The following is a 21,855-nucleotide window of genomic DNA, read 5'->3' on the forward strand; positions in this document are numbered from 1 at the left end:
CTACCATTATTCTTTATCGATTACTTTTACCTCTACCGCACCAGTTTTTTTAAAGAACTCTACCGCTTCTTCTTCGTCACCTTTTAAGGCAACTTCCATCAAGAAATGGTCGTCAGTTGTTCTAACATCTGGATTTTCAGCTTCTTTAAAAGGCCATAATTTACTTCTAAGATAAAAAGTAATTACCATTAAGTGGGCAGCGAAGAACACCGTTAACTCAAACATAATTGGCACGAAAGCCGGCATGTTTTGAATATAACTAAAACTTGGTTTTCCCCCAATGTCTTGCGGCCAATCTTCAATCATAATATAATTCATCAGGAACGTTGCAAATGAAAGTCCCACTAATCCATATAAGAATGAAGCTATGGCAATTCTAGTAGGCGCTAAGCCCATAGCTTTGTCCAAACCGTGAACTGGAAAAGGTGTGTAAACCTCTTCGATATGATGATGAGCAGCTCTAGTTTCAGCAACTGCGTGTAACAAAACGTCATCATCATTATAAATCGCGTGTATAACTTTAGTACTCATACCGAATTAATGATTTAAAGATTGATTGTTATCGTGATTGGCAGCTCTTGCTCTTTTAAAATTATCTCCAGATGATTTAAGAATCGTTTTCACCTCCGCTTGCGCAATTACAGGGAAACTTCTAGAATATAATAAGAAAAGCACAAAGAAAAATCCAATAGTTCCAATATAAATACCCGCATCTACAAAAGTAGGCTGGAACATAGTCCATGAAGAAGGCAAGTAATCTCTATGTAAAGACGTAACAATAATAACGAAACGTTCAAACCACATCCCAATATTTACAATAATAGAAATAATGAAAGAAGCCATAATACTTGTTCTAATTTTCTTAAACCACATTACTTGTGGAGAAATTACGTTACAAGTCATCATTAACCAATATGACCACCAGTAAGGTCCTGTTGCTCTATTCAAGAAAGCATATTGCTCATACTCTACTCCAGAGTACCAAGCTACCCACAATTCCGTAATATAGGCAACCCCTACGATAGATCCTGTGATCATCACAACGATGTTCATCAATTCAATATGTTGTACCGTAATATAATCTTCTAAGTTAGACACCTTTCTCATAATGATCAACAAGGTATTTACCATTGCAAATCCAGAGAAGATTGCCCCTGCCACGAAATATGGAGGTAAGATTGTAGTGTGCCATCCCGGTATAACAGAGGTTGCAAAGTCAAAAGATACAATGGTGTGTACTGAAAGTACCAATGGTGTAGCCAAACCAGCTAATACCAAAGACACCTCTTCAAAACGTTGCCAGTCTTTTGCTCTACCACTCCAACCAAAACTTAAAATAGAATAAATTCTTTTAGTAAATGGCGTGATTGCTCTATCTCTTAACATAGCGAAATCGGGTAATAATCCAGTCCACCAGAAAACTAATGATACCGATAAATACGTTGAAATCGCAAATACGTCCCAAAGTAATGGGGAGTTAAAGTTCACCCACAATGATCCAAATTGATTTGGAATAGGTAATACCCAATACGCCAACCAAGGGCGTCCCATGTGAATAATTGGAAATAAACCCGCTTGAACAACAGAGAAGATGGTCATGGCTTCCGCAGAACGGTTAATAGCCATTCTCCATTTCTGTCTGAATAGTAAAAGTACTGCTGAAATCAATGTTCCTGCGTGACCAATACCTACCCACCAAACAAAGTTAGTAATATCCCAAGCCCATCCAACTGTTTTATTTAATCCCCACGTACCGATACCTGTACCGACAGTGTAGATCATACAACCTACTCCCCAAAGAAAAGCGGCTAAAGCAATCGAAAAAACTATCCACCATTGTTTGTTAGCTCTCCCTTCTACAGGTCTAGCCACATCAACAGTTATATCGTGATAAGATTTATCACCTATAACTAAGGGTTTTCTAATGGGTGCTTCGTAATGTGACGACATAATCCTTTATAAGTTTCTTAATTAATAATTAGTTATTTTAGTTATTTCTAACTTTTACGTGATAAAACACGTTTGGTTTTGTTCCAATATGCTCCAATAAATGATACATTCTATCATCCTCAACTAATTTAGCCACATCCGATTCTTTGTCGTTGACATCACCGAATACCATAGCCCCACTAGAACAAGCTGCAGAACAAGCCGTTTGGAATTCATCCTTACTTACCGCTCTACCTTCTTTCTTGGCAGTTAAAATTGTTGCTTGAGTCATTTGGATACACATAGAACATTTCTCCATAACCCCACGTGAACGAACATTTACGTCTGGATTTAATACCATACGTCCTAAATCGTCATTCATGTGATAGTCAAACTCGCTATTTTTATTATATAAGAACCAGTTAAAACGTCTTACTTTATATGGACAGTTGTTTGCACAATATCTCGTACCAACACAACGGTTATAAGCCATGTGGTTTTGACCTTGACGTCCGTGAGATGTTGCCGCCACTGGACATACTGTCTCACATGGTGCGTGATTACAGTGTTGACACATTACCGGTTGGAACACCACTTGTGGGTTGTCTGCTGATTCTTCAAGACCTTTGAAAGTATTGAAATTTTCAGAGAAACCTTTAGCATTATTCTTAACATCTACATCACCTGCAAACGTATCTTCAGAAGAATAGTAACGGTCAATACGCAACCAGTGCATATCTCTACTTCTACGGATTTCATCTTTTCCTACAACCGGAACGTTGTTTTCAGCATGACATGCAATAACACAAGCCCCACATCCAGTACAAGCGTTTAAGTCGATAGACAGATTGAAATGGTGTCCAACACTACGGTCAAAAGACTCCCAAATATCCACAGAACTTGCCGGAACAGATTGGTGATCTAAAGAAACCATAGGAATGATATTCCAATCCCTAACATCTTTAGAGTTAAATACCTCTAGAGTTGTTTCTTTAATAATATCCCCTCTACCCATTAACGTATTCTGCAACTGAACACAAGCAAACTCGTGATCACCCGTCGATTTCGCAATAGATACCGTCTGAACCGTATTAAAATCATTATACAATTGGTAAGCATTAATACCTACCTGCATTTCTTTTTTCATTGCCGCTTTACGACCATAACCGAAAGACAAACCAACTGTTCCAACAGCCTGACCTGGTTGAATCAATACAGGAACGTTTTCCAAGGTTACGCCATTAACAGTTACCGAAGCATAACTTCCGTTAAGTCCACCGTTAGCAACATGATAATTTTTAAGATCAAAAGAAGCTGCATCTGACTTAGAAATAGTCAAATAATTATCCCAAGACACACGAGTCAATGGATCTGGAAACTCTTGCAACCAAGGATTGTTTGCTTGTTGTCCATCACCCATTCCAGTTTTGGTATACAATACCAATTCCAGACCTGCCGCTTTTTTAGTTTGACCTAAAGACGCTGCAGCTGCTGCATAATCATGTCCTGCATTTTGGTCGTTGGAAGCAGAAAATTCCGCAAAACCATCATGAACCAATTTATTCCAACTCACCCCGTCTAACACAGAACTTCCCACTGATTTTAAATAATCATAATAAGCAGTAGTACTTCCGTTCCATACCAACAAAGCGTCTTGTAATTGTCTTGTATCAAATAACGGGCGAATCGTAGGTTGCACTACACTGTAGTGTCCTTTGCGAATCATAACATCTCCCCATGACTCTAAGTAATGAGGCAAAGCCGCCGCTATTTTAGTATGTAGTACTGTTTCATCCTCTTTCATAGAGAACGACACAGATGTTTTAACCTTTTTAAGCCCGTCTTCAAAAGACTTAGCATTTGGCAATGTGTAAACCGGGTTTACCCCACTCATGATTAACGTATGCACTGCACCCGCATTCATATCTTTTACCAATTGCGCTACTTCAGCAGCATTTCCTTTACGAACGTATTTAGGTTTTGATGGTAAAAACGCCTTAGATCCCAAAGCTTGATTAATTGCAAACACCAATAATTGCGCATTTACATCTTCCAATCCTGAAACTAAAACCCCACCTGTACCAGCAGCTTTCAATTGTTTAGCCGCTATTTCAATCTCTTTATCTCTAGAAGTTGCTCCAGCAGAAACAGAACCACCAACAATTGCATTGTAAATCTTAACCAAGGCTAATTTTTGCTCTGCAACAGTCAAAGAAATTCTCTTATCTGCATTTGCACCAGACAACGACATATTAGCCTCAATCTGAATGTGCTTTGACATTTTACCGTTTTTCGGAATTCTCTTCATTCCGTAAGCCGTATCATATCCACCACCTTGCCAGTCACCCAACAAATCAGCCCCTACTGAAAGAATCAAATCAGCCTGACCAAAATCATAGTCAGCTAAAGCGCGTTCTCCATAAACAGTTTGGTAAGCATCTAATGCAGCAGTTGAAGAAACCGCATCATAAACAATGTGTTTCGCAGATGGATTTAGAGTCAAAAACTCTCCAATCAATCGGTCCGTAGATGGACTTGCCATTGTATTTGTCAACAAAACCACTTTAGCTCCTGTTGTTTTTGCTTCATCTAAACTCGCTTTGATTTTAGAATTTACATCTTCCCAAGAAGTTGCATTGCCTTCAATTTTCGGTTGCTTTAAACGAAGATTATCATATAAAGACAGTACCGATGCATGCACACGAGCGTTAGCTCCTGACAAAGCACTTGACAAATTATTATTTTCAACTTTAATCGGACGCCCTTCACGGGTTTTAACTAAAATATTTGTAAAATCAAAACCATCAGCAATCGTAGTAGCATAAAAATCTGCTACTCCCGGAATAATTTCTTCCGGCTGAACAACATAAGGAATCGACTTAATCACCGGTCCTTCACAAGCCGCTAAAGAAGCTGCTGCTGTAGAAAAACCAACGTATTTCAAAAAGTCCCGACGAGTAGTTGATGAAGTAGACAAAGTATCTTTATCTCCAAGAAATTCATCTGTAGGAATCTCCTCAACAAACTCATTGTTTCTTAGCGTCTCAACAATAGAACTATTATCATTCAGCTCTTCAACACTTTTCCAGTATTTTTTGTTTGATGCCATTGTATATATATATTAGCTTCTTAAATTATTTTTAATAGTGGCACTTTCCACACTCTAAACCACCCATTTGCGCAACGGTCAATTTCTCAACTCCGTATTTCTTAGACAATTCTTCATGAATTTTCGCATAATACTCATTGTTTTCCATTTTGACATCCGTTTTACGGTGGCAATCAATACACCATCCCATAGTTAATGGAGAATGTTGTCTCATTACTTCCATTTCCTCTACAGGACCATGACAAGTTTGACACTCCAATCCAGCTACAGAAACGTGCTGAGAGTGATTATAGTACACAAAATCTGGCAAATTGTGAATTCTAACCCATTTCACCGGTTTTTCTTCACCAGTATACTTTTGAGTTGCAGCATCCCAACCTACAGCAGCATATAATTTTTGAATTTCAGCTGTATAGAATTCCGGGCTGTAGTTTCCATAATCTACACCTTCATCACCTTGAAATTCACTAATGCTCTTATGACAGTTCATACAAACATTCAATGAAGGAATTCCAGAGGTTTTACTCACACGTGCAGAAGAGTGACAGTATTTACAATCAATACCGTTGTCACCAGCGTGAATTTTATGAGAGAAATGGATAGGCTGTACCGGTTCGTACCCTTTATCAACCCCTATTTGCATTAAATAACCGTAAGCAAAATAAGAACCTACCAAAATAAATACAATTGTCGTTAGAACAACCATAAATTGATTTTTAGCAAATGCCTTCCAAATTGGAACACTCTGACGAACTTCCGGAGTCAATCCGTTAGCCTCAACGACTTTATTTAAAACTTTCTTAACAAAGAACAGCATCGCTACCAAAAGCAACAACACCAATACCAATGCCCCCAAGACTACCATATTCGAAACATCGTTCGAACCACCGCCTTGAGCACCTCCAGCAGCAGCAGTTGGCGCAGGCGCCACCTTTGCAGGCTCAGAAGTATAAGCTAAAATATTGTCGATATCCTCGTCAGAAAGAGCGGGAAAGTCATTCATCACGACTTTATTCCACTCATTGAAGAGCTTTACAGCAGCTGCATCCCCTGATTTGATCAAGGACGAACTACTCTTAATCCATTTGTGCAACCAAGCGGTGTCGTGTCTTTCGACTACACCACGTAGCGCAGGCCCTGTTGAATTTCCATCCAGCTTATGACATGCCGCACAGTTTGAATTAAATACTTCTCTACCTTTTGCTGCGTCTTGAGCAAACGAAACTGTAGAGAACGATAGCATTAACGCTAAACAAAAGAAAAAAATCTTTGAAAACGAATTATGGTTACCCACTTTTTCCATAGTTATAAAATGATTATCAACTAAATTAGATAGTTTTTTTGTGCTAATATTAGCTTTCTATTAACTACCCTATTTATAAACTCCGACAAAAATACAATTTATGAATTACTCTTAAAACCTTTACCAGACTTAAAATGTAATTTATACCTATTCTAAATAGACCACTCTTGTGTATTTATTTATATATATCGTACTTTTGCCTCAAATATAATTCATTATGAGAATTTTAAGAAACCTTTTAGCAACAACCTACTTAATTTGTTGCGCAAATGTATGCTTCGCTCAACAACAAAAAGTTACTATTCAAGAAGACCCAAGCTTCCAAACCTTACTAAATGAGAAGCGAAAAGTCAATTCTTCGACTACAGTGAACGATCGTTTTAAAATTCAGATTTTTTACGGCAGCAATTCCGAAGCGAGAAACAGACTTAGTCAATTCAATCAACAATACTCACAACTCGATGGTAGTATTGTTTACACCAATCCCTCTTACAAAGTATGGGTTGGAAATTTCAACACCCGCATCGAGGCTGAGCGGAACCTACAAGCGATTAAATCATCATTCCCCAATGCTTTAATCATCAGACCTAATAAATAAAAAAGACCGCTTTAGAGCGGTCTTTTTTATTTAACTGTTAGTAGCAATAACAGTTCCTTTATTTTAAAATCCTTAGCCTACCAAATTAATGATTTTGCCCGGAACAATGATGACCTTTTTAGGAGCTACACCATTTAACTGTGCCACTGTACGCGCATCTTTCATCACGATTTCTTCAATTTGAGCAGCAGTTAAATCCATTGGCAATTCTAATTTAAATCGCATTTTACCATTAAAAGAAACGGGGTATTCCTTAGTACTCTCAATTAAGTACGACGCAATGAAATCTGGAAAAGCTTGTTTTGACACCGATTCATGATGCCCTAAAATAAACCAAAGCTCTTCTGCTATATGAGGCGCATAAGGTGCTATTACAACTGCTAAAGGCTCTAAAATGGCACGGTGATGACATTTTTGCTGGCTCAATTCGTTTACACAGATCATAAATTGAGAAACCGAAGTATTAAATGAGAAGTTCTCTATATCCTCTGAAACTTTTTTAATGGTTTTATGAAGGCTTTTATACATTTCTGTCGTAGGCTCATCATCGATAACCGCTATACCGTTATCATCGGCATACAACCTCCACAATTTTTTTAAAAACCCAAAAACTCCGCTGATTCCAGCGGTATTCCAAGGCTTAGCCTGCTCTAAAGGACCTAAAAACATTTCATACAAACGCAAGGTGTCTGCGCCATATTCTTCGCAAATATCATCAGGATTAACTACGTTAAACTTCGATTTGGACATTTTCTCCACCTCATGTCCAACGATGTATTTCCCATTGTCATCAAAAACAAAACTAGCCGAAGCAAAATCTGGACGCCAGGCTTTAAAGCCCTCCACGTCCAATTCACTTGATGCATTCACCAAACTGACATCCACGTGAAGCGCCTGTACTTTTTGATCGCTTATCGCATTTTTTGAAATAAAGGTATTACTACCTTCTAAACGGTAAACAAAAGCACTATTCCCAAGTATCATTCCTTGATTGATCAGCTTTTTAAAAGGCTCCTCAACTGCAACAATACCGATATCTTTTAAAAACTTATTCCAAAAACGAGCATACAACAAATGCCCTGTAGCATGTTCGTTTCCTCCTATATATAAATCTACGTTCTGCCAATATTGAATTGCCTCTTTTGACGCAATTTCATCCTGATTATTCGCCTCCATATAACGCAACCAATAAAACGAACTACCCGCCCATCCTGGCATGGTATTCAATTCTAATGCAAACACCGTTTTATTGTCGATTTTAGCATTTTCAACTACTTGATGAGCCACGGTATCCCATGCCCAAACAGTAGCATTCCCCAAAGGAGGCAAACCTTCTTCTGTCGGTAAATATTTCTCTACCTCCGGCAATAATATCGGCAAATATTGAACGTCAATCATTTTGGGTAATCCATTGACGTAATAAACTGGAAAAGGTTCTCCCCAATAGCGTTGTCTCGAAAAAACAGCATCTCGTAAGCGGAAATTCGTTTTTCCTTTACCTTGTTTTAAAACTTCTAATTTTTCAATTGCCAAAGCAGTTGCTTCTTTATATCCCAAACCATTTAAAAAGTCGGAATGCTCCAAAACCACTCCTTGCTTTTCTCCATATGCCCCTTCCGATAAATCAATACCTTCAAAAATATTTTGAATACGTATATCAAAATGTTTAGCAAATGCAAAATCCCTTTCATCACCAGCCGGAACAGCCATTACAGCTCCTGTACCATAACCCGCCAACACATAATCACCAATCCAAACCGGAATGGCTTCTTTAGTAAACGGATGCTCAGCATAAGCTCCTGTAAAAACACCAGAAATCGTTTTAACATCGGCCATACGTTCGCGCTCACTTCGCTTTGAAGTTGCTTCGACATAGGCACTAACTGCCGGTTGCTGTGCTGTAGTAGTTATTTTTGACACCAAATCGTGCTCCGGTGCCAAAGTCATAAAAGTAACGCCAAAAATAGTATCGGGACGCGTAGTAAACACATCTATAACCTCTGTAGAATCTTTTAATTTAAAAGTCACGGAAGCTCCAACGGATTTTCCAATCCAATTGCGTTGGCTCTCCTTTAAACTATCACTCCAATCAATGGTATCCAATCCTTCTAACAAACGATCGGCATAGGCAGAAATGCGCATACTCCATTGTGTCATTTTCTTTCTAACCACCGGATGCCCTCCTCTTTCAGACAAACCGTTAATGATTTCGTCATTAGCCAATACCGTTCCCAGCGCTGGACACCAATTCACTTCGGTTTCCGCCAAATAAGTCATTCGATATTGCAACAAAACCTGCTCTTGTTCGTCTGCCGTAAAAGCAGCCCATTGTGCAGCGCTAAACAAAGAAATCCCCTCGTCGCAAACCGCTTGTACAGTTCCATTACCCTCAGCAGCGAATACAGTTACCAAATCCTCTATAGACTCGGCACGATTTGTAATTAAGTTATACCAAGAATTAAACAATTGTATAAAAATCCACTGGGTGTGTTTATAATAATCCGGTTCTGAAGTCCGCACCTCTCTACTCCAATCAAATGAAAAACCGATTCGATCCAATTGTTCGCGGTATCTCAGAATATTAGCCTCTGTGGTTACTGCCGGATGCTGTCCTGTTTGAATAGCATACTGCTCTGCCGGCAAACCAAAACTATCATACCCCTGAGGATGCAACACATTAAATCCTTGATGTCTTTTGAAACGCGCATAAATATCTGAGGCTATATACCCTAACGGATGCCCAACATGCAGTCCTGCTCCCGAAGGATAAGGAAACATATCCAATACAAAATATTTGGGTTTATCAGAAACGGCTTCTGTCTTAAAGGTTTGATTTTCGCTCCAATATCTTTGCCACTTGGCCTCAATTTCATTTGGAATGTACTTCATATCTCGTTATTATTATTTAAGATCATGTGGTATCGCTTTATCGTCATTACGGGTTGCTTCCGCAAACTGTCGTTAATGGCGATTTCACATCTATTTGCTTGTAGTAAAAAATTTAGATTTCAATAGATTCTTGATTTTAACCCACAACCCACTCCCTTACAGGGTTTAGATGGCAATGAATAAATCAATTCCCGCAAAAATACACTATATTTATAAGAAATATAAATCTTTAGCCGTTATTATCGTTTAAAGACGTTTTTGTTTATTATTTTTACCGCTTAAAAAAAGAACTATGGCTTCATCTTTTGAGAGATATCAAAAAAGAAAATTAATTTCTTCCTATTTTTCAGTCATATTGAGTATTTTTCTAGTGCTTTTCCTGTTGGGAACCTTGGGATTATTCATTATGAATTCTGAAAAAATCTCTAATAATTTTAGAGAAACCATTCCGATGTCTGTCTATTTTAACGACAAAGCCACCAGCTCCGATTTAGATCAATTTCTAAAAGAAATGCAATCAGCAGCCTATGTTAAAGACGTTCATTACGTTTCTAAGGACTCTGCTGCCAAATCACATCAAGATATTATAGGCGAAGATTTTCTTCATTTCTTAGGTTTTAATCCCTTAGAAAACTCTTTCGACATTCACCTTAAAGGAGACTATGTCGTAGCCGACAGCATTAAAAAAATTGAATTAGAATTTAAAAACAACGATTTAATAAGCGATACCGTGTATGACAAACAACTGGTAGAATTGGTTAACGAAAACATCAAAACCATTACGTTTTGGATGTTGGTTATCAGTGGCTTTTTAGCAGTGGTCGCGATGCTATTGATCAACAGTTCTTTGAGGTTATTGATTTTCTCCAGTCGATTTATTATAAAAACCATGCAGATGGTAGGTGCAACAAAATCATTTATACGCCGCCCTTTTATTTGGCATAGTATGAAACTCGGCATCATCGGTTCTTTACTTGCCATAGCTGGAGTATTTGGTGTATCTTATTATTTAGATTTAAAATTCCCTTCATTGGGATTGGGATTCCAAGAGGATTATATGCCGATATTATTTATTTCCGCGGGAATATTTATAGTGGGAATTATTATAACATCGATAAGTACGTTTTTTGCAACACAGCGTTTCTTAAATTTAAAATCAGACGAATTATATTAAGACCATATCATGAATAAAAACGAAAAACAACCCAGCGAATTTCTATTTGACAAAACCAATTATATCTTTTTAATTGCGGGCGTTCTCATTATTGCTTTGGGATATCTATTAATGTCTGGCGGGGGTAATGACAACCCAGCAGAATTCAATGATGCCATTTTTAACTTTAGAAGAATTCGACTAGCACCAACCGTTATTTTTATTGGTTTTGGTGTTTGCATCTACTCTATATTTAAAAAAACAGCGAAATAGCTAATCACCCATAAACCCTTTTTAAATGGATTTAATTCAAGCCATCCTTCTTGCTATTGTAGAAGGACTGACCGAATATTTACCGGTATCTTCTACCGCCCACATGATTTTCACGAGTTCTTATTTCGATATACAAAACGACGATTTCGTAAAACTATTCCAAACCGCTATACAATTTGGTGCAATATTGGCTGTAGTAGTCCTATACTGGCGTAAATTTTTCGATTTCACACGCCTCAATTTTTATGTAAAACTGGCATGTGCTGTAGTACCGGCTTTGGTTTTAGGCTATATCTTTGACGAAAAAATCGACGCAGTACTGGGAGAACCAATTCCCATTGCGATTGTATTAATCATCGGTGGCTTTGTATTGCTGTTTATCGATAAATTCTTTCAACACCCAACCATCATCAAAGAAGAAGACATTACTATCAAAAAAGCCATAACCATTGGTTTTTGGCAATGTTTGGCCATGATGCCGGGAACAAGTCGTTCTGCAGCTTCCATTATCGGCGGTATGCAACAGGGCTTATCCAGACAAACCGCAGCAGAATTCTCTTTCTTTCTTGCTGTACCAACCATGTTAGCTGTAACGGTTTATTCGATTGTATTAAAGAAATATGAGACTACCGGACTAAAGGGCTACGAGCTGTTATTACAAAATCCAGACAACATAAAATTGTTTATATTAGGCAATGTAATTGCCTTTATAGTTTCTATTTTGGCGATTAAATTTTTTATCGAAATCATTAAGAAATACGGCTTTAAACCTTGGGGTTGGTACCGTATTGTTGTTGGTTCGCTTTTGTTAATCTATTTTGTTTACGTAAAATAATACGCATGAATTTATCCGCTGAAGAATTTCAAAACGGTCAAATTTTATTGATCGACAAACCTTTAAACTGGTCGTCTTTTCAGGCCGTAAACAAGATTAAATGGGCTTTAAAAAAACATAGAGGCTTAAAAAAAATCAAGGTTGGACATGCCGGTACACTTGACCCGTTAGCAACGGGTTTATTGATTGTTTGCACGGGAAAATCGACCAAGCTGATATCCGAATTACAAGGGCAAATAAAAGAATACACCGGAAGCTTTCACATCGGAGCAACCACGCCATCGTATGACTTGGAAACCGAAATTGACAAGACTTTTGAAACCGATCATATCCATACCGATCTAATAGAAAAAGTTAGAACGCAATTCTTAGGAGAAATTGACCAAAAACCACCTATTTTTTCTGCTATTAAAAAAGATGGACGCAGACTATATGAACACGCTCGAAAAGGCGAAGAAGTTGAAATTCCAACCCGAAAAGTAATTATAGACGAATTTGAAATCACTAAAGAAGCCCTACCTCAAATCGATTTTAGAGTCGTTTGCTCTAAGGGAACCTATATCCGTTCATTGGCCTTTGACTTTGGTCAGGCACTTAATTCTGGAGGACATTTAACCGCATTAAGAAGAACTAAAATTGGCGATTACGACGTTCAAAATGCCATCGCTGTAGAAGCCTTTGAAAACCTTGTCTTGGGGATTCCTGAAACGACAACGGAACCATCCATACTATAAAACCAAAAAACTTAGTTTGAAAAACATCCTTATCATCTGCCTCTTTACTTGGTTTACAACAACTGCTTTTTCACAGAATAGTACCAACCTAAAGGATGGTGATTTAATTTTCCAGAACCTCAACTGCGGCCCCATGTGCGACGCCATTAATGAAGTTACTACGGGATATCAAGGTTTAAAATTTAATCATATGGGTTTGGTCGTTATTGAAAACGGCCAAACCTTTGTGATTGAAGCCGGCGGTACAGCGGTAAAAAAAACACCTTTAGACCAATTTCTACTTTATTCGTCAAAAACCATGTATTTGGCTAGACTAAAAGAAGCTTACACTGATCTAATTCCCAAAGCCATTGCATTTGCAAACGCACAAATTGGCGTTGCTTATGACGATGAGTTCTTGTATGACAATGGAAAGTACTATTGTTCGGAATTAATTTATGACGCTTTCCAATTCGCATATAAAAAACCGTTTTTTAATTTATACCCCATGACTTACAAACCCCTGGGTTCTGACGAATTCTTTCCGATATGGGTGTCGTATTTTGCCAACTTAAATCAACCTATTCCCGAAGGTTTACCGGGTTGCAACCCCGGAGGCATGTCTACTTCTGATAAAATCACAGTAATTGGCCCTTTAAAATAATTTTTTTTTAAGTTGGGAACAAGGGCAATTCCACAATTTTCAGCAAAAAAATCCTATTATTTTTACATCATATTTCAGGAAAAAGAAACTCGATACCGTAAAATTGATTTTATAAATGTACTTTTGCCGAAATTATTGTTTTGGAGCCCAACTGATGTTGCTCTTATAAAAACGATAAAGACCTCATTTTATTTATGAAAAGAATTATCAGTCACAGAACTCTTTTGGGTGTAGAGAAAACAACCGAATTAAAAGAATTAAAAACGATTTATCGCAATTTTATGAAGGAATTTCATCCTGATAAAATTCAAGACAATCCTGAAGCTCAATTAGAAGCGGAAGAAAAAAGCAAGAAAATCATCGAAGCTTATCACTTTTTGGTAAGTATTGCACCTGAAACCATTGCGAATACCTTACCAGAATACACAGAAACGACTACAAAATCTAGTATTCAAGATTTCAATTACGAACGTTCTGTTTTAACTATTAGTTTTACAAACGGAAGCAGCTACGAATACTTTAGTGTTCCTAGAAATACGTATATCAAATTGGTCAATGCAGATTCTCCAGCTCGTTTTGCTAGAAGACACATCTATAATGAATTCATCTATAGAAAAACCGGTAACGCGGAATAGATATATATAATGCTGAGATTTTTAATCAAAAATCTCAGCATTATTCTAATTGCCTTAGTCCAATTGACTCATCAATTGTTCGATTTCCCTTTGAACAGCAATTCCCTTATCCTTAGCATACCATTTTTGTAAGGCAACGATACCTTCATCGTCGAATTGTCCGTTTGCAGCCTTATAGTCATCCACCGTTTTCTGTGCCCCTACTGGTCTGGGTCCCCAATCAGCCAATACCTCCAAAGTAGCTTTATCCAAAACAATAACTTTTGGAATTGCCTTACCTCCGTTGGTCAAGAATTCCTCCATTAATTCCTCATTTTGATCTCTAAAAACCACCACCAAATCAACCGCAGGAGTTACTTCAGACATTTTATGGAGTATAGGTAAAATTTGAGCGGCATCACCACACCAACTTTCAGAAATAACCAACCAAATATATTGTCCCTTTAATTGTTGTAACTTTACCTCCACTGATGAAGCTACCGTTATGGTTTTATCCAAACGATTCAATCGCGTTTCATTTAGTTCAGCATAAGGCAAATATCCCTCTTCCAATTCTAAGATTTCCGGATTATTCTCCAGAGCTTTAGTCACAAAAGATCGGTATTGTTGGTAGGTATAACTTTTTTCCAAACTTTGTGTAATGATGTTTTTCATTTTATAGTAAATTTATGCATTCAAATATAGAACAATTATCCATTCCAAAAGGTAAATATACGATGGAAGAACAACAGTTATCTTCGGGATTAGTACTCTCCGGAGGTGGTTACAAAGGTATTGCCCACGCGGGTGTTTTACAATTTTTTGATGAAGCGGGCATAAAACCTAAAATGATTGCGGGAACCAGTGCGGGTTCTATAGTTGCGGGACTTTATGCATTCGGAATCAAACCTCCTGAAATTTTGGATTTTTTTAAATCGGTAAACATTTTTAACTGGCATCATTTTACCATAAAAAAAGCGGGGATTATGGATGCTTATGCCTTCCACAAATACCTTAACAAGGTATTTCAAAACCACACCTTAGGCGACCTAGAGATTCCCTTATTTATTACTGCTACGGATATCGTTCGAGGCAAATTAAAAATATTTAGTACCGAAACCAAAATTGCCGACGCCCTATTGGCTTCAAGCGCTTTTCCAGGCGTATTCTCTCCTTTTAAAATTGAAGACCGACTCTATAGTGATGGTGGCATATTAAACAACTTCCCATCCAATATTTTACAAGGCCGTTGCGACTATATCATCGGTGTAAATGTATGCCCTTTACAAGAAATTGAAGAACCGCATTTAAGTTCGATAAAATCTGTAACGGCAAGAGCTTATGAGTTGATGACTACACTAAATAACTACCAAAAAATTCAATTATGCGATTGGATTATCGAACCAAAAGCCCTAACTGCATATTCCACATTTGAGCGCAATCGCTTGCGAATGGATCAAATTTATGAAATAGGATATTTGGCCGCAAAAGAAACCTTTGAAGAGAAAAAGCATAATTTTCAAAATCTTATTCTATAAAAACAGATAATGTCTATATTTGCACAATCTTAAAATCATCCTTTCAATGAAATACAAAAGAATTCTACTAAAATTAAGTGGAGAAGCCTTAATGGGAGAAAATCAATACGGTATTGATCCAAAGAAGTTAGCAGAATACGCTGCAGAGATAAAACAAATACACAGTAAGGGAGTAGAAATCGCTATCGTAATTGGCGGAGGAAACATCTTTAGAGGAGTCGCTGGAGCAAGTGAAGGGATGGATCGTGTGCAGGGTGACTATATGGGCATGTTGGCTACGGTAATCAACGGTATGGCTTTGCAAGGAGCTCTTGAAGCGGCAGGTATGCTTACTCGTCTTCAAACCGCTTTAAAAATCGAAGCTGTTGCTGAGCCTTATATCAAAAGAAGAGCTGTTCGTCATTTAGAAAAAGGACGTATCGTTATTTTCGGTGCTGGAACAGGGAATCCTTATTTCACAACCGATACTGCCGCAGTTTTGAGAGGAGTTGAGATCAATGCAGATGTTATTTTAAAAGGCACACGTGTTGATGGTGTATATACGGCAGATCCAGAGAAAGATCCAACAGCAGTAAAATACGAAACCATTACTTTTGATGATGTACTGAGAATGGGGTTAAATGTAATGGATTCTACCGCTTTTACCCTAAGCCAAGAAAACAACTTACCCATAGTTGTATTTGATATGAATAAAAAGGATAATTTACTTAAAGTTTGCCAAGGAGAAACTATAGGTACCACCGTAAATATTAATTGATAGAATAAAAAGTTATGACTGAAGAGATAAACTTTATTATTGCCAGTACTAAGGAGTCTATGGAGGGCACTATCGCCCACTTAGAGAAAGAACTTTTAAATATCCGTGCTGGAAAAGCAACTCCACAAATGCTAGGAGGTGTTTTTGTTGACTATTATGGCGCTCCGACACCTTTGTCGCAAGTGGCTAACATTAACGTTCCAGATGCGCGAACCCTTGCGGTAACCCCATGGGAGAAAAGCATGCTTCAACCTATTGAAAAAGCAATCATGATTGCTAATTTAGGATTAAACCCGATGAATAATGGTGAAAACATCATCATCAACATTCCGGCTTTAACAGAAGAACGCAGAAAAGATTTGGCAAAACAATCCAAAACCGAAGCAGAAGATGCCAAAATAGGTATTCGCAACGCTCGTAAAGACGCCAATACCGAGATTAAAAAATTAGAAAAAGAAGGCACTTCTGAAGACATCTGTAAAGTAGCTGAAGAGAGCATTCAAAAAATAACTGATAGTTATATCAAAAAAATAGACGAGATTTTTGTTGCAAAAGAAGCCGAAATCATGAAAGTTTAATACCAAAAAATCCGCTCTTCAGCGGATTTTTTTATTTGATATAATTCCAACAATGACCGCTTAGTTAGAAACGAATTTAAGTCCAACTATGGATGCAATTAAAGTGGTAATAAAAAAAACTCTCCAAAAATCAGCCGGTTCTTTAAAAATAAAAATCCCAACGATTACTGTACCCACAGCTCCGATTCCCGTCCAAACAGCATAAGCCGTTCCAATCGGCAAGGTTTGAGTAGCCTTATACAATAAGAACATACTAATTGCCAGACAAACAAAAAAACCACACATCCACAACGCAGAAACAGTACCGGTCGTTTCTTTTGCCTTCCCTAAACACGAAGCAAATCCCACTTCAAAGAAGCCTCCAATTATTAATAAAACCCAATTCATAAAATATTATTTTTTTTGCAAATATACTCTACAACAAAAGCTAAACATAAAAAATAATACATTCCCTACTGGCACCAAACAATTGCCATACAAAAACCAGGCATTTCCGCAATTAACACTGAGTTAAATAAAATTAATACACCCGAAAAGCACGAATTGTTAATAAATTTTAACATATTTGTTGATACAAACCAAAATACCTTATGAAACATTTTTATTTAGTCGTTGCTGTTTTAAGCTCCATGTTAACTGTAGCACAAGAAGCTAAAAAAATACTATTTATTGGAAACAGCTATACCCACACCCACGATATTCCTGAACTAACTAAACAAATTGCGACAGCCGCAGGAGACCAAATGACTTATAGTAGTCACACCCCTGGAGGTAGCACCTTGCAGCAACACAACAACAATACTCAAGTAAGCAATCTGATAGCGCAAGGCAACTGGAATTATGTCGTGTTGCAAGAACAAAGCCAACTACCCGCTTTTCCAGATGCTGATGTAAACAATCAAGTTTACCCTGCAGCAGCATCCTTAAGCAATAAAATCAAACAACACAATCCCTGCGCCAAAGTGACTTTCTATATGACCTGGGGAAGAAAAAACGGAGACCCCACAAATTGCGTTAACTGGCCTCCCCTATGCACCTACCTCAGCATGGATAACTTACTCCAACAGCGCTATACCACAATGGCTAATGCTAATCAAGGAATATTAGCTCCTGTTGCAGCAGTTTGGCGGTACTTAATTCAAAATAATCCAGAAATAGAACTTTACTCCCCGGATGAATCTCATCCTTCTTTAGCCGGATCTTTAGCTGCTGCATTTACGTTTTACACCATTTTTTTTGAAAAATCACCAACGAACTCCACTTACAATAACGGCGTCCCTACCACAACAATAAGCGCAATCAAAAACGCGGTACAACAAGTGGTTTTTAATCATTTAGACACTTGGAATATTTACAATTACAACCCTAGAGCTGACTTTAGTTTTGCCCAAAACAATAACGATTTTATTTTCAACAACCTTTCACAAAACGCCACTACATACTTATGGGATTTCGGAGACGGAACAACAGCTACCGAACAAAACCCTAGCCATATTTATACAACTAATGGTCAATTTACGGTCAAACTAAGCTCCTCAAAATGTGGTATAACAGTTAGTACGGAAAAAAACATCCAAATCACCAACTTATCCATCCAAAAAATTCAAGACATCGCGAGCTTTCTATATCCAAATCCAGCACATAATCATATCGAATTTAGCACGGATAAGACCGTGGATACCGTTGTAATCATCGATGCAAATGGAAGGCATATCACAGCAAAATACAGCGTATTACAAACCAATTATATCGTCGACCTAAGCCAACTAGCAAGCGGCCAATACCACCTCCAAATCAAATCGACAAACGAAACGCAGTCACTCCCATTTATAAAAATATAAGTATTGCATTTGTATTGCTCAAAAACAACAAGCCATAAAAAACAGTTGTAATAAATAAAATCCGTAACCAAAATGGTTACGGATTAAAAAGTCGTGCTTATATCAAGGCAAAAACAGCGCTTAAAAAACTAATTGCAATCATATTGATTAACGATCAAATCAAAATATACCGTATCGTACATCGCCTTCATATCGTAAAAATGAGCTTTACGCGCTTTAGCAACTGTGGGAAGCTGTATCATTTTTAAATCCTTTTCCAAAATACGCCAAATCAACTCCGTACAATATAAGGCATCTCCATCCTCATAATCTCCGAAATGATCAAAGGGAATTTTTAGCTCTAAATAGTGAAGCGCTTTTTGCGCAATCTGAGACCGTCCCTCTACGGTTTGATTTTTAACACGCGCAACTATCATTTTATTTGGATAAGATGTTTTTAAAAAGTCCTCTAGGGTATTTATTTGAACACCATCTATATCTGACACATCTGAAGACAGCGCATGAACAACAAAAAGCTTTTGATCCAATTTTACGATGATACCGGCGTGTGTCACTTCATAAGGAGCTCGATTTAAATTTTTCGAAATATAGTCGCTAAAAAAGCCATATCCCCCTTCTTAAAACAAATCACCTTCTTAAAACAAATCACCTTCTTTTAAATTGTCCATTTGCCTTGCAGTCAACCGCGTTTTAGACAACTGTTTCGACAATACGTGATTTTCTCTCTTTTTTTCAATTACAAAAAACAACTTATATACTGCACCTCCCAACAATACTACAATTAAAAAAAGCACTAATCCACGAAATACCTTCCTGAAAATAGTGCTTTTTATGCTTTTTACTTGCTTACTCACTTCGGCTTTTTAATTTTCTTTATTTGCCCCTTCTTTATTTATCGAAACCTTCCATACATCATCAATCTTCTTTAAATTCAAACTAGATTCCTTTTCTGAATCAGCACCCTTACCATTGTTACGATATTTCACAACCGCTGTATCGCCATCTATTTCAGATGACAAAATCGTTATGCCTTCAAATTTTTTACCTTCCGACTTAGCCTTTTGCAATCCCTCTTCAATCATACCTTCAACCATATTCAAAATGCTTTTAGTTTTCCCATCACATAACTCTTTGGCTTGTGTAACCTTACCTTGCTGAATTAGGGTTACAAATTTTTCTGTCACTGCTTCCGGAGTATTTTCGTTTTTACAAGAAGTAAATAACAACGCCAAACTCACAAAACACAAAACAAACAAACTTTTAAACTTTTTCATGACTAAAATTTTTACAATTATTTGAGAACAAATACAATAAAACATCTTAATTTCAATAAAAACAATTTAAATAATTAAAAATGTAACCTATTTTATAACAAAAAATACATTTTTAATCACAAAATTACTTTTAGTAATTTAAACAGTGTCAATTATAATCTGCCGACGTGATTTTTAAGACTATTCCCCAAACTACTTAATTTTTTAGTACCTTTGTGGGTATTTTACAGAGAAAATATTCTGATTAATTCCGTATTTTAAATATAAATGTCGACGATGAAACACACTAAAGTTATTGACCTACTGAACAGTACCAATACCCTGCACGAAGTCAAAGCAAAAGGATGGGTGAGAACCTTTAGAAACAACCAATTTCTCGCATTAAACGATGGATCTACCATCCACAACATCCAATGTGTTGTAGATTTTGAAAAGTTCCCTTCAGAATTACTGAAAAGAATTAATACTGGAGCAGCTGTTTCCATTACGGGAACATTGGTAGAGAGTAAAGGTTCCGGACAAAATGTGGAAATTCAAGTAAATCAATTGGTTATCTTAGGAGATTCAGACCCGGAAAAATACCCTATACAACCCAAAAAACACTCTTTAGAGTTTTTACGTGAAAACGCGCATTTAAGAATCCGTACCAATGTTTTTGGAGCGATTATGAGAGTGCGTAGTACTTTATCGTTTGCTGTACATAAATATTTTCAAGACAATGGTTTTTTCTATTTCAACGCACCTATAGTAACGGGTTCAGATGCGGAAGGAGCAGGAGAAATGTTGCATGTAAGTTCTTTGCCTTTTGACAATGTTCCAAAGAACGAAGATGGATCGGTAAACTACCAAGAAGATTTTTTTGGTAAAGCAACGAATCTAACGGTATCTGGACAATTGGAGGCAGAAACCTATGCTATGGCACTAGGTCAAGTATATACTTTTGGTCCAACATTTCGTGCCGAAAACTCTAATACATCTCGTCACTTAGCTGAATTCTGGATGATCGAACCTGAAGTAGCTTTTATCAATTTAGATGAAAACATGGATTTGGCCGAAGATTTTATCAAGTATATTATTAAATATACTTTAGAGAAATGTGCTGATGACTTACAGTTCCTTGATCAACGATTAAAGGATGACGAAAAGAACAAACCACAAGCGGAACGCAGTGAAATGTCGCTACTAGAAAAGCTAAACTTTGTTTTGGAAAACAACTTTAAACGAGTGAGTTATACCGAAGCCATTGATATTTTAAGAAACAGTAAACCCAATAAAAACAAAAAATTCAAATACCCTATCAACGAATGGGGTGCTGACTTACAAAGTGAACACGAACGTTTTCTTGTAGAAAAGCACTTTAAGTGTCCTGTAATCCTTTTTGACTACCCGGCAGATATTAAGGCTTTCTATATGAGAATGAACGACGACGGAAAAACGGTTCGTGCTATGGATATCCTTTTCCCTGGAATCGGAGAAATCGTAGGTGGTTCACAACGTGAAGAGCGCTACGACAAATTGGTCGAAAGAATGCAGAGTATGGGCATAGACGAAAAAGAATTGTGGTGGTATTTAGACACGCGCAAATACGGTTCCGCTCCACATAGTGGTTTTGGACTGGGATTTGAAAGAATGGTTTTATTTGTAACCGGTATGACCAACATACGCGACGTTATTCCTTTCCCTAGAACTCCGCAAAACGCAGAATTCTAGAAACTATAGCTTTTGTTAAAAAGTTTACTTTATACAGTTATTTTATTACTTTTGATAAAATAAGTTTTTTGTATAAA

22 protein-coding genes are annotated in these 21,855 nt (G+C 37.3%); 12 read left to right on the forward strand and 10 right to left on the reverse strand.

The genetic code is table 11. The features are described from left to right. Nucleotides 1-6: 6 nt before the first annotated feature. Genes KO524_RS03555 through KO524_RS03570 form a run of 4 tightly spaced genes read right to left on the reverse strand, consistent with a single transcriptional unit; the run spans nt 7 to nt 6,341 of the window. Nucleotides 7-531: a DUF3341 domain-containing protein gene (locus tag KO524_RS03555; protein ID WP_219290177.1), complete on the reverse strand. Its 525-nt coding sequence runs from the start codon at nt 529-531 to the stop codon at nt 7-9. A gap of 6 nt (nt 532-537) precedes the next feature. Then, on the reverse strand, nt 538-1,950 hold the full coding sequence (nrfD, locus tag KO524_RS03560; protein WP_219290180.1) for an NrfD/PsrC family molybdoenzyme membrane anchor subunit: 1,413 nt from the start codon (nt 1,948-1,950) through the stop codon (nt 538-540). Nucleotides 1,951-1,987: 37 nt separating this feature from the next. Continuing rightward, nucleotides 1,988-5,038 carry a TAT-variant-translocated molybdopterin oxidoreductase gene (locus tag KO524_RS03565; protein ID WP_219290183.1) on the reverse strand — a complete coding sequence of 1,017 codons (3,051 nt, stop codon included), beginning with the start codon at nt 5,036-5,038 and terminating at the stop codon, nt 1,988-1,990. Nucleotides 5,039-5,069: 31 nt separating this feature from the next. Beyond that, a complete protein-coding gene (locus KO524_RS03570; RefSeq protein ID WP_219290186.1) occupies nt 5,070-6,341 on the reverse strand; it encodes a c-type cytochrome in 1,272 nt (423 codons plus the stop codon). Nucleotides 6,342-6,558: 217 nt separating this feature from the next. Here KO524_RS03570 and KO524_RS03575 point away from each other — a divergent pair, with 217 nt between their 5' ends. Beyond that, nucleotides 6,559-6,939 (forward strand): SPOR domain-containing protein, encoded by a 381-nt coding sequence (locus KO524_RS03575; protein WP_219290189.1) that lies wholly within the window; start codon nt 6,559-6,561, stop codon nt 6,937-6,939. A gap of 72 nt (nt 6,940-7,011) precedes the next feature. On the opposite strand, the gene leuS is transcribed toward KO524_RS03575, so the two are convergent. Next, complete coding sequence (gene leuS / locus KO524_RS03580) at nt 7,012-9,828, reverse strand: leucine--tRNA ligase (protein ID WP_219290192.1); 2,817 nt, start codon at nt 9,826-9,828, stop codon at nt 7,012-7,014. A 292-nt stretch (nt 9,829-10,120) separates the two neighbouring features. Between leuS and KO524_RS03585 the strand changes: the two genes are divergently transcribed. From KO524_RS03585 to KO524_RS03610, 6 genes are all read left to right on the forward strand, one after another. Next, complete coding sequence (locus KO524_RS03585; RefSeq protein ID WP_219290201.1) at nt 10,121-11,002, forward strand: ABC transporter permease; 882 nt, start codon at nt 10,121-10,123, stop codon at nt 11,000-11,002. Between the two features lie 9 nt (nt 11,003-11,011). Then, entirely contained in the window at nt 11,012-11,254 is a 243-nt protein-coding gene (locus KO524_RS03590) for a DUF3098 domain-containing protein (protein ID WP_219290206.1), read from the forward strand. A 25-nt stretch (nt 11,255-11,279) separates the two neighbouring features. After that, nucleotides 11,280-12,089 (forward strand): undecaprenyl-diphosphate phosphatase, encoded by an 810-nt coding sequence (locus tag KO524_RS03595; protein ID WP_219290209.1) that lies wholly within the window; start codon nt 11,280-11,282, stop codon nt 12,087-12,089. A gap of 5 nt (nt 12,090-12,094) precedes the next feature. Continuing rightward, nucleotides 12,095-12,823, forward strand: a complete 729-nt coding sequence (truB, locus tag KO524_RS03600; protein ID WP_219290212.1) for a tRNA pseudouridine(55) synthase TruB — start codon at nt 12,095-12,097, stop codon at nt 12,821-12,823. 16 nt (nt 12,824-12,839) lie between these two features. Beyond that, on the forward strand, nt 12,840-13,466 hold the full coding sequence (locus KO524_RS03605) for a YiiX/YebB-like N1pC/P60 family cysteine hydrolase (protein WP_219290215.1): 627 nt from the start codon (nt 12,840-12,842) through the stop codon (nt 13,464-13,466). Nucleotides 13,467-13,660: 194 nt separating this feature from the next. Further along, complete coding sequence (locus tag KO524_RS03610) at nt 13,661-14,101, forward strand: KTSC domain-containing protein (protein WP_219290218.1); 441 nt, start codon at nt 13,661-13,663, stop codon at nt 14,099-14,101. A 54-nt stretch (nt 14,102-14,155) separates the two neighbouring features. On the opposite strand, the gene KO524_RS03615 is transcribed toward KO524_RS03610, so the two are convergent. Further along, nucleotides 14,156-14,755, reverse strand: a complete 600-nt coding sequence (locus KO524_RS03615) for a thioredoxin family protein (RefSeq protein ID WP_219290221.1) — start codon at nt 14,753-14,755, stop codon at nt 14,156-14,158. Between the two features lie 62 nt (nt 14,756-14,817). On the opposite strand from KO524_RS03615, the gene KO524_RS03620 reads away from it, so the two are divergent. Genes KO524_RS03620 through frr form a run of 3 tightly spaced genes read left to right on the forward strand, consistent with a single transcriptional unit; the run spans nt 14,818 to nt 16,953 of the window. Beyond that, nucleotides 14,818-15,618: a patatin-like phospholipase family protein gene (locus KO524_RS03620; protein ID WP_219290559.1), complete on the forward strand. Its 801-nt coding sequence runs from the start codon at nt 14,818-14,820 to the stop codon at nt 15,616-15,618. Nucleotides 15,619-15,664: 46 nt separating this feature from the next. Continuing rightward, on the forward strand, nt 15,665-16,375 hold the full coding sequence (pyrH, locus tag KO524_RS03625; protein WP_219290228.1) for a UMP kinase: 711 nt from the start codon (nt 15,665-15,667) through the stop codon (nt 16,373-16,375). 14 nt (nt 16,376-16,389) lie between these two features. Continuing rightward, the gene (gene frr, locus KO524_RS03630) at nt 16,390-16,953 is read left to right on the forward strand and encodes a ribosome recycling factor (protein ID WP_219290231.1); all 564 of its coding nucleotides are present in this window, start codon (nt 16,390-16,392) and stop codon (nt 16,951-16,953) included. A gap of 60 nt (nt 16,954-17,013) precedes the next feature. Here the strand turns inward: frr and KO524_RS03635 are convergent, their stop codons facing one another. Beyond that, nucleotides 17,014-17,340, reverse strand: a complete 327-nt coding sequence (locus KO524_RS03635) for a multidrug efflux SMR transporter (RefSeq protein ID WP_219290235.1) — start codon at nt 17,338-17,340, stop codon at nt 17,014-17,016. A 203-nt stretch (nt 17,341-17,543) separates the two neighbouring features. Here KO524_RS03635 and KO524_RS03640 point away from each other — a divergent pair, with 203 nt between their 5' ends. Then, nucleotides 17,544-18,794 (forward strand): PKD domain-containing protein, encoded by a 1,251-nt coding sequence (locus tag KO524_RS03640; protein ID WP_219290244.1) that lies wholly within the window; start codon nt 17,544-17,546, stop codon nt 18,792-18,794. 128 nt (nt 18,795-18,922) lie between these two features. Here KO524_RS03640 and KO524_RS03645 read toward each other — a convergent pair whose 3' ends face one another. Genes KO524_RS03645 through KO524_RS03655 form a run of 3 tightly spaced genes read right to left on the reverse strand, consistent with a single transcriptional unit; the run spans nt 18,923 to nt 20,068 of the window. Further along, nucleotides 18,923-19,381: a YiiX/YebB-like N1pC/P60 family cysteine hydrolase gene (locus KO524_RS03645; RefSeq protein WP_370629715.1), complete on the reverse strand. Its 459-nt coding sequence runs from the start codon at nt 19,379-19,381 to the stop codon at nt 18,923-18,925. 48 nt (nt 19,382-19,429) lie between these two features. Next, nucleotides 19,430-19,648 (reverse strand): hypothetical protein, encoded by a 219-nt coding sequence (locus KO524_RS03650; protein WP_219290250.1) that lies wholly within the window; start codon nt 19,646-19,648, stop codon nt 19,430-19,432. Between the two features lie 9 nt (nt 19,649-19,657). After that, nucleotides 19,658-20,068, reverse strand: a complete 411-nt coding sequence (locus KO524_RS03655) for a DUF4878 domain-containing protein (protein WP_219290253.1) — start codon at nt 20,066-20,068, stop codon at nt 19,658-19,660. A 276-nt stretch (nt 20,069-20,344) separates the two neighbouring features. Here KO524_RS03655 and asnS point away from each other — a divergent pair, with 276 nt between their 5' ends. Next, nucleotides 20,345-21,778 carry an asparagine--tRNA ligase gene (gene asnS / locus KO524_RS03660; RefSeq protein WP_219290256.1) on the forward strand — a complete coding sequence of 478 codons (1,434 nt, stop codon included), beginning with the start codon at nt 20,345-20,347 and terminating at the stop codon, nt 21,776-21,778. Nucleotides 21,779-21,855 lie beyond the last annotated feature (77 nt).

The organism is Flavobacterium sp. NKUCC04_CG (assembly GCF_019345525.1).
In the GTDB taxonomy this organism is placed as follows: domain Bacteria; phylum Bacteroidota; class Bacteroidia; order Flavobacteriales; family Flavobacteriaceae; genus Flavobacterium.